The sequence below is a fragment of the Pseudomonas sp. EA_65y_Pfl1_P113 genome, from assembly GCF_963970525.1.
GTDB classification, from domain to species: domain Bacteria; phylum Pseudomonadota; class Gammaproteobacteria; order Pseudomonadales; family Pseudomonadaceae; genus Aquipseudomonas; species Aquipseudomonas tritici.
The window spans coordinates 86,677-98,069 of the sequence record NZ_CAXAQM010000021.1; the positions used below are offsets into that span (position 1 = coordinate 86,677).

10 protein-coding genes are annotated in these 11,393 nt (G+C 60.2%); 8 read left to right on the forward strand and 2 right to left on the reverse strand.

Annotated elements, in window-relative coordinates; all coding sequences use genetic code 11:
• Positions 1-52: 52 nt before the first annotated feature.
• The 5 genes from AACY52_RS19290 to AACY52_RS19310 all read left to right on the forward strand — a co-directional run bounded on the left by AACY52_RS19290 (position 53) and on the right by AACY52_RS19310 (position 4,663).
• Entirely contained in the window at positions 53-1,480 is a 1,428-nt protein-coding gene (locus AACY52_RS19290) for a coniferyl aldehyde dehydrogenase (protein WP_339560711.1), read from the forward strand.
• 28 nt (positions 1,481-1,508) lie between these two features.
• Positions 1,509-2,054 (forward strand): twin-arginine translocation pathway signal protein, encoded by a 546-nt coding sequence (locus tag AACY52_RS19295; protein WP_339415241.1) that lies wholly within the window; start codon positions 1,509-1,511, stop codon positions 2,052-2,054.
• 76 nt (positions 2,055-2,130) lie between these two features.
• Positions 2,131-3,726 (forward strand): GMC family oxidoreductase, encoded by a 1,596-nt coding sequence (locus tag AACY52_RS19300; RefSeq protein ID WP_339560712.1) that lies wholly within the window; start codon positions 2,131-2,133, stop codon positions 3,724-3,726.
• A 103-nt stretch (positions 3,727-3,829) separates the two neighbouring features.
• Entirely contained in the window at positions 3,830-4,309 is a 480-nt protein-coding gene (gene coaD / locus AACY52_RS19305) for a pantetheine-phosphate adenylyltransferase (RefSeq protein WP_049711086.1), read from the forward strand.
• Between the two features lie 102 nt (positions 4,310-4,411).
• The gene (locus AACY52_RS19310) at positions 4,412-4,663 is read left to right on the forward strand and encodes a YfhL family 4Fe-4S dicluster ferredoxin (RefSeq protein ID WP_003195146.1); all 252 of its coding nucleotides are present in this window, start codon (positions 4,412-4,414) and stop codon (positions 4,661-4,663) included.
• Positions 4,664-4,734: 71 nt separating this feature from the next.
• On the opposite strand, the gene mutM is transcribed toward AACY52_RS19310, so the two are convergent.
• A complete protein-coding gene (gene mutM / locus AACY52_RS19315; protein WP_339560713.1) occupies positions 4,735-5,547 on the reverse strand; it encodes a bifunctional DNA-formamidopyrimidine glycosylase/DNA-(apurinic or apyrimidinic site) lyase in 813 nt (270 codons plus the stop codon).
• Positions 5,548-5,568: 21 nt separating this feature from the next.
• The gene (locus AACY52_RS19320) at positions 5,569-6,381 is read right to left on the reverse strand and encodes an HDOD domain-containing protein (protein ID WP_339415455.1); all 813 of its coding nucleotides are present in this window, start codon (positions 6,379-6,381) and stop codon (positions 5,569-5,571) included.
• Between the two features lie 267 nt (positions 6,382-6,648).
• On the opposite strand from AACY52_RS19320, the gene AACY52_RS19325 reads away from it, so the two are divergent.
• The 3 genes from AACY52_RS19325 to ilvD all read left to right on the forward strand — a co-directional run bounded on the left by AACY52_RS19325 (position 6,649) and on the right by ilvD (position 11,228).
• Positions 6,649-7,845 (forward strand): class I SAM-dependent rRNA methyltransferase, encoded by a 1,197-nt coding sequence (locus AACY52_RS19325; protein WP_049711083.1) that lies wholly within the window; start codon positions 6,649-6,651, stop codon positions 7,843-7,845.
• A gap of 125 nt (positions 7,846-7,970) precedes the next feature.
• Positions 7,971-9,161 carry an MFS transporter gene (locus tag AACY52_RS19330; RefSeq protein WP_339560714.1) on the forward strand — a complete coding sequence of 397 codons (1,191 nt, stop codon included), beginning with the start codon at positions 7,971-7,973 and terminating at the stop codon, positions 9,159-9,161.
• 225 nt (positions 9,162-9,386) lie between these two features.
• Positions 9,387-11,228, forward strand: coding sequence for a dihydroxy-acid dehydratase (ilvD, locus tag AACY52_RS19335; protein ID WP_339415237.1), 1,842 nt, complete (start codon positions 9,387-9,389; stop codon positions 11,226-11,228).
• Positions 11,229-11,393 lie beyond the last annotated feature (165 nt).

An 11,393-nucleotide genomic window follows, 5' to 3' on the forward strand; every position in this document is an offset into this window, starting at 1 on the left:
GAGTAATGACTCTAAAAACTCAGGCAGACCTATAACAATCGGGAACGCCGCCATGTCTGCCAACGTTGCCTACTTGCAAGATTCCCAGGTGCTGGATCAACTCCAGACCCTGTTCGATGCGCAACGCTGCGCCTACGCCGCCAACCCAATGCCACCGGCCGCACAGCGCCAACAATGGCTGAAGGCTCTGCGTGATTTGCTCAGCGACGAGCGCGAGGCGTTGATCAACGCGATTAGCCAGGACTTCAGCCACCGCAGCGCCGACGAAACCCTGTTCGCCGAACTGATGCCCAGCCTGCATGGCATTCACTATGCCAGCAAACACCTGAAGGGCTGGATGAAACCGTCCCGGCGAGCTGTAGGCATTGCCTTCCAACCGGCTTCGGCTAAAGTTATCTACCAGCCCTTGGGCGTTGTCGGGGTGATCGTGCCCTGGAATTACCCGCTGTACTTGGCCATCGGTCCGCTGGTCGGCGCGTTGGCGGCGGGCAACCGGGTGATGCTCAAGCTCAGCGAATCTACCCCCGCCACCGGCGAACTGCTCAAGGCGCTCCTGGCAAAGGTCTTCCCGGAGGATTTGGTGTGCGTGGTGCTGGGTGAAGCCGAAGTAGGCATGGCGTTCTCCAAGCTGCCCTTCGACCACCTGTTGTTTACCGGCGCCACCAGCATCGGCAAGCATGTAATGCGTGCGGCGGCCGAACACCTCACGCCGGTCACGCTGGAGTTGGGCGGCAAGTCGCCGGCCATCGTGTCCGCTGATGTACCGCTCAAGGATGCTGCCGAGCGCATTGCCTTCGGTAAAGCGTTGAACGCCGGCCAGACCTGCGTGGCACCCGACTACGTGCTGGTGCCGGAAGATCGTGTCGACGGTTTTGTCGAGGCCTACACCCAGGCCATTCGCGGGTTTTATCCGACCCTGGCCAACAACCCGGACTACACCGCCATCATCAACGAGCGACAACTGGCCCGGCTCAATGCCTACGTGAAAGACGCCACCGACAAGGGCGCCACCCTGATCCCGCTGTACGACCAGGGCCAGGCGCGGCGCATGGCTCACAGCCTGTTGTTGAATGTCAGCGACGACATGACCGTGATGCAGGACGAAATCTTCGGCCCGGTGCTACCGATCGTGCCGTATCGCGGCATCGACCAAGCCTTTGCCTACATCAACAAGCGCCCTCGCCCACTGGCCCTGTATTACTTCGGCTACAACAAAAGCGAGCAAAACCGCGTGCTCCACGAAACCCATTCCGGTGGCGTGTGCCTGAACGACACCTTGCTGCACGTGGCCCAGGACGATATGCCGTTCGGCGGCATCGGCCCCTCGGGCATGGGCCATTACCACGGTCACGAAGGTTTTCTTACCTTCAGCAAAGCCAAGGGTGTGTTGGTGAAACAACGCCTGAACGCGGCGAAGTTGATCTACCCACCCTACGGCAAATCCATCCAGACGTTGATCCAGAAGCTGTTCGTTCGCTGATACCGCCACCCACGGGATAACAACAACAATGAACCCTAGCCTGACTGATTCACCTGCGCTTTCACGGCGCGGCGTCTTGAAAATCGGCTTGTGCGCCAGTGCCTTCCTGGCCACCGCCGGGCTCGGCGCCAGCCTCAGCGGTTGCTCCAGCAGCACGCCGGCCAGCGGCTTTGCCATGTTGCGCAGCAGTGACTTGCCCTTCTTGCGCGCAGTCATCCCAGTGCTGCTCGAAGGCGTCGCCAGCGCCCAGGAAGTCACCCGCGGGATTGAAGACACGCTTAAGAAGCTCGACTTCAGCCTGCAGCGCCTGTCGCCGGAGATGTTCAAGCTCACCCAACAACTGTTCGACGTGCTGGGCATGGGCATTACCCGTGGGCCGTTGACCGGGATCTGGGGCAGCTGGGAAAACGCCAGCGGCGAACAGATTCGCAACTTTTTGCACCGCTGGGAAAACAGCTACCTGAACCTGCTGCGCATGGGCCAGGGCTCGCTGCTCAAGCTGGTGATCATGGCCTGGTACTTCCAGCCGGCGTCCTGGGCCCACTGCGGCTATCCGGGCCCGCCCAAGATCTGACCCTGATAACCCACTCAAAAATGTGGGACCGCAACGTCGTAGCCAGTGATATCTATAACAACAAGAGTGCACTTCTATGCCCGTACCTGATCTGTTCCGCGACGGCATGGCCCGTGGTTGGAAAACCCATAACGGCGCCGCCCTCGACAGCGACCTGACCCTGGAAGCCGATGTGGCGATCATCGGCAGCGGCGCAGGTGGCGGTACCACCGCAGAAATCCTCAGCGCTGCCGGCTACAAAGTGCTGCTGATCGAAGAAGGCCCGCTCAAGACCAGCAGCGATTTCAAGCTGCTCGAGGACGAGGCCTACACCAGCCTGTACCAGGAGGGCATCGGCCGCATGAGCAAGGATGGTGCGATCACCATCCTGCAGGGTCGGGCGGTAGGTGGCACCACACTGATCAACTGGACGTCGAGCTTTCGCACCCCGGACGCCACACTCGCCCATTGGGCCAGCGAATATGTGGTGAAGGGTCATAGCAGCGCCGAGATGGCGCCGTGGTTTGAAAAGATGGAACAACGCCTGGGCATAGCGCCCTGGGCCCTGCCGCCCAACCCGAACAATGATGTGATCCGCAAAGGTTGCGAAAAGCTCGGTTACAGCTGGCATGTGATCCCGCGCAATGTGCGTGGCTGTTTCAACCTCGGGTATTGCGGCATGGGCTGCCCGGTCAACGCCAAGCAGTCGATGCTGGTGACCACCATTCCCTCCACCCTGGAACAGGGCGGCGAGCTGCTTTACCTGGCACGCGCCGAACGCCTCGTCTACAACGGCGACACCATCAGCAGCCTGGAATGCGTGGCCCTGGACGACCTGTGCGTGGCGCCGACCGGACGTAAGATCACGGTAAAAGCCAAGCATTACGTGCTCTCGGGCGGTGGTATCAACAGCCCGGCGCTGCTGATGCGCTCGGATGCTCCGGACCCGCATTCACGGTTGGGCAAGCGCACCTTCCTGCATCTGGTGAATTTCTCCGCAGCGCTATTCGATGAGATGATCAACCCGTTCTATGGCGCACCCCAGTCGATCTATTCCGACCATTTCCAATGGCAGGACGGCACCACTGGCAAAATGTCCTACAAGCTAGAAGCGCCACCCTTACACCCTGCGCTGGCGAGCACCCTACTCGGCGGCTATGGCACCCAGAACGCTCTGGATATGAGCCAATTGCCCAACACCCACGCGATGCTGGCGTTGCTGCGCGACGGCTTCCACCCCGACAGCCCGGGCGGCAGCGTGGAATTGCGCGGCGACGGTACGCCAGTGCTTGACTATCAGGTCTCGGATTACGCCTGGGACGGCCTGCGCCGAGCGTTCCACAGCATGGCCGAAATCCAGTTCGCGGCGGGCGCCAAGTCGGTCAAGCCGCTGCACCACGACGCGCGCTACGTGAAAACCCTGGCCGAAGCGCGCAGCCTGATCGACGGGCTCAACCTGGAACTGCACCGCACCTGCCTGGGCAGCGCCCATGTGATGGGCGGTTGTGCCATGGGTGAAGACCCGAAAAACGCAGTGGCCGACAGCCTCGGTCGTCATCACCAACTGCGCAACCTGTCGATCCACGATGGCTCGCTATTCCCCACCAGTATTGGGGCCAATCCACAATTATCGGTGTACGGTTTGACCGCGCAACTGGCGACGGCTTTGGCCGAACGTCTGAAAACAGCATGAAAAAACGCGCGATAAGCGGCATGTATCTACATAAGTCGACTTGGCCGACCGGGATGGCTGCGATACCATCCGGTTCCCCAACGGACTCCGCCAGGACGACGCGATGAACCGAGTGTTGTACCCAGGTACCTTCGACCCGATTACCAAAGGCCATGGCGATCTGGTCGAACGCGCCTCACGCTTGTTCGACCATGTAATCATCGCGGTCGCGGCCAGCCCCAAGAAAAACCCGCTGTTTCCCCTGGAACAGCGCGTGGAGCTGGCGCGTGAGGTCACCAAACACCTGCCCAACGTGGAAGTGGTGGGGTTTGCCACACTGCTGGCGCACTTCGCCAAAGAGCAGAACGCCAATGTGTTCCTGCGTGGCCTGCGCGCGGTATCGGACTTCGAATATGAATTCCAATTGGCTAACATGAACCGCCAATTGGCGCCGGACGTGGAAAGCCTGTTCCTCACGCCGTCTGAACGTTATTCGTTCATTTCCTCGACGTTGGTCCGTGAAATTGCCGCTTTGGGCGGCGATATCACCAAGTTCGTGCACCCGGCCGTGGCCGATGCGCTGACACTGCGCTTCAAGAAGTAAGACCGCTTAATCGGCGCCTGCTCGCACTGCGGGCGCCAATGCGGCACAATTGCGCGCATTAGTTTTCAGATGCCTTGGCTGACAGCCCTGGCAGGAGTTTCCATGTCCCTGATCATCACCGACGATTGCATCAACTGCGACGTCTGCGAACCCGAGTGCCCGAACGCCGCGATTTCCCAAGGCGAGGAGATCTACGTGATCGACCCTAACCTGTGCACCCAGTGTGTCGGCCACTATGACGAGCCTCAGTGCCAGCAAGTGTGCCCGGTAGATTGCATTCCGCTGGATGAGGCCCATCCGGAGACGGAAGAGCAGTTGATGGAGAAGTACCGGAAGATTACCGGTAAGGCCTGAGGCTCTTTAGTGACTGCAAGGGCCTCTTCGCGAGCAAGCCCGCGAAGGCTGCATCAGCCTTCGCACATCAATCAGCGCTGACACTTAGGGCAAAACACACTCGCCCGCTGCCCCAGCACCACATTGCGCAACTCAGTCCCGCACACCTTGCATGCCTCGCCGCTGCGGCCATAAACGAACAATTCCTGCTGGAAATACCCCGGCTGCCCGTCACCGCCGATAAAGTCCCGCAGCGTCGTACCACCGCGCGCGATAGCGGCGGCCAGGATGCGCTTGATTTCAATCGCCAACTTCAGATAACGCGCCCGCGAAATACCTCCGGCCTCGCGACGCGGATCAATGCCCGCCGCAAACAGCGCTTCCGTCGCGTAAATATTGCCCACACCCACCACCACCGCGTTGTCCATGATGAACGGTTTCACCGCCATCGACCGTCCACGGGACAGTTGAAACAAGCGATCACCATCAAACAGGTCCGTCAGCGGCTCTGGCCCCAGGCGAATCAACAGCTCATGATTGTGCGGGTCCTGGCTCCAAAGCATCGCGCCGAAACGCCGCGGGTCGGTGTATCGCAGGGCCAGGCCGGATTCGAGCTCGATATCCACATGCTCATGCTTGGCGGCCGGCATGCCGACTTCCACCAGGCGCAGGTTGCCCGACATGCCCAGGTGGCTAATCAACGTGCCCACTTCGGCATTGATCAACAGGTACTTGGCCCGCCGCTCCACCAGCACGATGCGCTGCCCGGACAGGCGCACATCAAGGTCTTCCGGGATCGGCCAGCGCAAGCGCCGTTCACGCACCACCACGCGGCTGACGCGCTGGCCTTCCAGGTGCGGTGCAATGCCGCGCCGGGTGGTTTCGACTTCTGGTAACTCGGGCATGTGTACCTCGTGAAGGAAGGGTCAGTGCGCGCCCAGCTCGCGGATCGACAACTTCATGCTCTCGAAGTCGTAGTCCGACAGCCCCACGTAGTCCAGCACCAGGTGGCCGATAGTATTCCACTCATGGTCGATGGTCTGATTGCCCAGCACGCGGCAGGACGAGCAGACGTGCTCGGCCATTTTCAGGATCGCCAGCAAGTTTTTAAGCTGCGGATTACGCGACGACTCATCACTGAAGATCGCCAAGGCGTTGTGGTGATTGGCGATGGCGTCGGTCACATGCTCCGGCAGGCGCCAGGACTTGGCGGTGTAGTAACCCACCACCGCATGGTTGGTGTTGAACGCGTTGTTCTCGGTGTCGACCACACGGCAATCGGGCCCCGCATTGGCGTAGGCCTGCTCCAGCACGGCCATGTAATTGGGGAAGCGCTTGAGCATCAGCGGCACGCCGCAATCGTGGAACAGCCCTAATGCATAGGCTTCGTCGACCGCCTGGGCGCCGGTGCGCTTGGCCAGGGTGAGGCAGGTCATGGCCACATCCTGGGCGGTGTCCCAGAAGCGGTTGAGGGTGACGATGGTGTCGTCGCTCATCTCGCCTTTGATCGACAGGGCGTTGATCAGGTTGATGATCGAACGGCTGCCCAGCAGGTTCACCGCGCGCTGAATCGAGGCGATCTTGTTACTCAGCCCGTAATAGGACGAATTGACAATCTTCAGCAGCGCGCCGGAAAGGCCCGGGTCCTGGGAGATCAACCGCGCGATCACCTCCAGGTCCGGGTCGGGCATGTACTGCTCCATCTGCAAATCCACCATGATCTGCGGTTGAGGCGGCACGCTGATGCCTTGCAGGGTCTGCTGGATCTGTTCGGCGGAAAGCTCTTGGGACATAAGTACATACTCCGGGCTAGAGGGCGATTCTAACCTTTATAGGAAGCTGACCGACACATCAAAACCCGGATTAAAAATGGATCAAAAGTGGGAGCGGGCTGGCTCGCGAAAGCGGTATACCAGTCGGCGGATCCAGTGCCTGACCCACCGCTTTCGCGAGCAAGCCCGCTCCCACACAAGGTATACTCCCGCTCTTTTTTCCGGAGCGACGTCATGTCCCTGCCAAGCCTGCGCCTCAAACCCAATGCCGATCGCCGTTTGCGCAACGGCCACCTGTGGGTCTACAGCAACGAAATCGACGTGGCGGCCACCCCACTTCACGGCTTCCAGGCAGGCGACCAGGCTATCCTGGAAGCAGCCGGCGGCAAGACCCTGGGCATCGTGGCCATGAGCCCGAACAACCTGATCTGCGCCCGCCTGCTGTCGCGCGACATCAAGTTGCCTTTGGACAAGTCGCTGCTGGTGCACCGGATCAACGTGGCGCTGTCACTGCGTGATCGCCTGTTCGACAAGCCGTTCTACCGCCTGGTGTACGGCGATTCCGACCTGCTGCCGGGCCTGGTAGTCGACCGTTTCGGCGACATCCTGGTGGTGCAGATCGCTTCGGCGACCATGGAAGCGCATAAGGAAGACGTGATCGCTGCGCTGACCCAAGTGCTCAAGCCGAGCGGCATTCTGTTCAAGAACGACTCCGCCGCACGCGACGCCGAAGGCCTCAACCGCTACGTCGAGACCGTATTCGGTCTGGTGCCTGAATGGGTCGCCCTGGAAGAAAACGGCGTGAAATTCGAAGCCCCGGTGATCCAGGGCCAGAAAACCGGATGGTTCTACGACCACCGCATGAACCGCGCCCGCCTGGCCCCGTACGCCAAAGGCAAGCGCGTGCTCGACCTCTACAGCTACATCGGCGGCTGGGGCGTGCAAGCTGCGGCTTTCGGCGCCAGTGAAGTGTTCTGCGTCGACGCCTCCGCCTTCGCCCTCGACGGCGTGGAGCGCAACGCCGCGCTGAACGGTGTTGCCGAGAAGATGACTTGCATTGAAGGCGACGTGTTCGAAGCCCTCAAAGAGCTGAAAGCCAGCGAAGAACGCTTCGACGTGATCGTCGCCGACCCACCGGCCTTCATCAAACGCAAAAAAGACATGAAAAACGGCGAAGGCGCCTACCGCCGCCTCAACGAGCAAGCCATGCGCCTGCTCAGCAAGGACGGCATCCTGGTCAGCGCCTCGTGCTCCATGCACCTGCCGGAAGACGACCTGCAAAACATCCTGCTGACCAGCGCCCGTCACCTGGATCGCAATATCCAGATGCTGGAACGCGGCGGCCAGGGCCCGGATCATCCGGTGCACCCGGCGATTGTTGAGACCCGGTATATCAAGAGCATTACGTGCCGGTTGTTGCCCAATAGCTGATGCTATTGACCTGTAGGGACTTCCGGGTTCCTACAGGTTTTAAGGAAGTTTCGTCCCGCACCAGACTTTGACTTTCCTCCCCACAGGCTCGATTCTCCCCTTCCTCACGGAATCGAGGCTCGCTCATGTCGGCTGCTATCACGCTCGCTGAAAAACCATTCATTGTTTTCTGGCTGATGACCATGACCCTGCTGGGCGTCTTCCCTCTTGACGTCGTGCTGCCTTCCTTTCCCGCTTTGGCGGAACACTTCCACACATCGACAACCCATATCGCCCGATCAGTCAGCCTGTTCGCCATTGGCTTTTCATGCTCAATGCTGTTGATCGGCCCGTTGTCCGACAAGATCGGCCGCAAGAAGCTGCTACTGGCCAGCATGGTCGTGGCGATCACCGGTGCCGCCGGGTGCTTGACCGCCAGCAACACCCCCCAATTCCTGTTCTTTCGCGTCATCCAAGCCATGGGCTGCGGCGGTTTCATATTGTCCCAGGCGTTGGTGCAGGACCTTTTTTTCGGCAGAGAACAAGAGCGTTTGCGCATAGCAATGGTCACGGCCGGAGGAATCTTCATTTCGATTTCGCCGCTGCTGGGCGCGTGGCTGCAACTGCATTGGGGCTGGCAAGCCAGCTTCTACGTGTTCATAGCCCTCTGTACAGCATCCTTGATCATGGCTAACCGGTTACTCCATGGCGGCATGCCTCAAACAGCCGCGAGCCGATACAGTATTTTCAAGGCCTATACCAAGGTCTTCGCCAACAGCCATTTCGTCAGCTATGCCACGATCTCCGCGATTACCTTCGCCTGCCACTTCTCGTTCATCGTTGTTTCACCGCTCATATTCATGGACCAACTGAAACTGTCACCCCATGAGTACTCACTGACCTTACTCCTCTATGGCGCCGCTTACGTATTGGGCGGCGTCTGTGCAGGCTTCCTGCACAAACGCCTGCCTGCTGCGACTCAGATGGCCATAGGGCTGGTGCTGATCGCGATTTCTGGGCTGGTCATGCTACTTCTGGCCTATCAGTTCGGCTTATCAACGCTGACCGTACTGGTGCCCATGCTGCTCTGCACGGCGGGCACGACCATCACCCGGCCCATTTCCAACTCCAGGGCCATGAGCTTGTTTCCAGACAGTGCGGGGACGGCGGCATCAGCCGTAGCAGCAGTGTTGTTCATTGCCGGCGGTCTTATCAGTGCATTCATCAGCACCTTTACTCACCAGCTAAGCACTGCGCTTGGCCTGTGCTTTCTAATTCTGAGCATCGTCGCACTGGCGTTGAACGCATGGGTGCGGCGCCACCCGCACGTCCCGTAGCCGCCATCTTCACGGTTGCAGCCATTCCCTCCAGCCGCCAGCGGTGTAGAATCGGCCTATTCATCGCCAGTCATCCCCCGGCGGGTTTATGAGCTCAAGGCCCAAGCAAGCGGCGATCCCGCGACGCGAGTGGCAACTTTTGGACACACGGCCATTTTCTGAGTGTTCCAGACGTCAATAGAAGCTCACTCCCCTTTGATACCGATTAGCCGCCCGGAGTGCTCCATGCCAGATTACCGCTCGAAAACATCCACCCATGGCCGCAACATGGCCGGCGCGCGCGCACTGTGGCGTGCCACGGGGATGAAAGATGACGACTTCAAGAAGCCGATCATCGCGATTGCCAACTCATTCACTCAGTTCGTACCCGGCCACGTCCACCTCAAGGACCTGGGCCAACTGGTCGCCCGCGAGATCGAGCGCGCTGGCGGCGTAGCCAAGGAATTCAACACCATCGCCGTGGACGACGGCATCGCCATGGGCCACGACGGCATGCTGTATTCCCTGCCGAGCCGCGAGATCATCGCCGACTCCGTGGAATACATGGTCAACGCTCACTGCGCCGACGCCATCGTGTGCATCTCCAACTGTGACAAGATCACCCCCGGCATGCTGATGGCCTCCCTGCGCCTGAACATCCCGGTGATCTTCGTTTCCGGCGGCCCGATGGAAGCCGGCAAGACCAAGCTCGCCTCCCACGGCCTCGACCTGGTCGACGCCATGGTGATCGCCGCCGATTCCAGCGCTTCTGACGAGAAGGTTGCGGAATACGAGCGCAGCGCTTGCCCAACGTGCGGTTCGTGCTCCGGCATGTTCACCGCCAATTCGATGAACTGCCTGGTGGAAGCCTTGGGCCTGGCCTTGCCGGGCAACGGTTCGACACTGGCCACCCACAGCGACCGCGAGCAACTGTTCCTGCAGGCCGGCCGCACCATCGTCGAGCTGTGCAAGCGTTACTACCATGACAACGATGAATCGGTGTTGCCGCGCAATATCGCTAACTTCAAGGCGTTCGAAAACGCCATGACCCTGGACATCGCCATGGGCGGTTCCACCAATACCATCCTGCACTTGCTGGCTGCGGCCCAGGAAGCCGAGATCGATTTCGACCTGCGCGACATCGACCGTCTGTCCCGTCACGTGCCACAGCTGTGCAAAGTCGCGCCGAACATCCAGAAGTACCACATGGAAGACGTGCACCGCGCCGGCGGGATCTTCTCGATCCTCGGCTCCCTGGCCCGTGGCGGCCTGCTGCACACCGACCTGCCAACCGTGCACAGCAAGACGCTCGCCGAAGGCATCGCCAAATGGGACATCACCCAGACTGACGATGAAGCCGTGCTTCACTTCTTCAAGGCAGGCCCAGCGGGCATCCCGACGCAAACCGCGTTCAGCCAGTCGACCCGTTGGGACACCCTGGATGACGACCGTGAAAACGGCTGCATCCGCAGTGTCGAGCACGCCTACTCCCAGGAAGGCGGCCTGGCCGTGCTGTACGGCAACATCGCCCTCGACGGTTGCGTGGTGAAAACCGCCGGTGTGGATGAATCCATCCACGTCTTCGAAGGTCGCGCCAAGATCTACGAGAGCCAGGACAGCTCGGTTCGCGGCATCCTCGCCGACGAAGTGAAGGAAGGCGACATCGTGATCATCCGCTACGAAGGCCCGAAAGGCGGCCCGGGTATGCAGGAGATGCTGTACCCGACGTCCTACCTGAAATCCAAAGGCCTGGGCAAAGCCTGCGCCCTGCTGACCGACGGTCGGTTCTCTGGCGGTACTTCGGGCCTGTCCATCGGCCACGCTTCGCCAGAAGCGGCTGCCGGTGGCGCGATTGGCTTGGTGCAGGATGGCGACAAGGTGCTGATCGACATCCCGAACCGTTCGATCAACCTGTTGATCAGCGATGAAGAACTGGCGGCACGCCGGGTCGAGCAGGACAAGAAAGGCTGGAAGCCGGTGGAGAAGCGTCCGCGCAAAGTCACCACCGCGTTGAAGGCGTATGCGTTGTTGGCGACCAGCGCCGACAAGGGCGCTGTGCGTAACAAAGCGATGCTCGACGGTCTGTAAGCTTCGCGCATAAAAATGCCCCGCCCAAATGCGGGGCATTTTTTTGGTTCTTCACGGAATCACGGGAAAGACAGAAACAAGAACGCCGATTTGATGGATGATGTTCGTGCGAGCAAACACATCTAAAAAACCGGCGTTCTTATGCGTGATATTAATACTTTTCTT

Excerpts from the sequence above, each read along its gene's own strand:
- AACY52_RS19290 (WP_339560711.1), top strand. The coding sequence starts at position 53 with ATGTCTGCCAACGTTGCCTACTTGCAAGATTCCCAGGTGCTGGATCAA.
- AACY52_RS19295 (WP_339415241.1), top strand. The coding sequence starts at position 1,509 with ATGAACCCTAGCCTGACTGATTCACCTGCGCTTTCACGGCGCGGCGTC.
- AACY52_RS19300 (WP_339560712.1), top strand. The coding sequence starts at position 2,131 with ATGCCCGTACCTGATCTGTTCCGCGACGGCATGGCCCGTGGTTGGAAA.
- coaD (WP_049711086.1), top strand. The coding sequence starts at position 3,830 with ATGAACCGAGTGTTGTACCCAGGTACCTTCGACCCGATTACCAAAGGC.
- AACY52_RS19310 (WP_003195146.1), top strand. The coding sequence starts at position 4,412 with ATGTCCCTGATCATCACCGACGATTGCATCAACTGCGACGTCTGCGAA.
- mutM (WP_339560713.1), bottom strand. The coding sequence starts at position 5,547 with ATGCCCGAGTTACCAGAAGTCGAAACCACCCGGCGCGGCATTGCACCG.
- AACY52_RS19325 (WP_049711083.1), top strand. The coding sequence starts at position 6,649 with ATGTCCCTGCCAAGCCTGCGCCTCAAACCCAATGCCGATCGCCGTTTG.
- AACY52_RS19330 (WP_339560714.1), top strand. The coding sequence starts at position 7,971 with ATGTCGGCTGCTATCACGCTCGCTGAAAAACCATTCATTGTTTTCTGG.
- ilvD (WP_339415237.1), top strand. The coding sequence starts at position 9,387 with ATGCCAGATTACCGCTCGAAAACATCCACCCATGGCCGCAACATGGCC.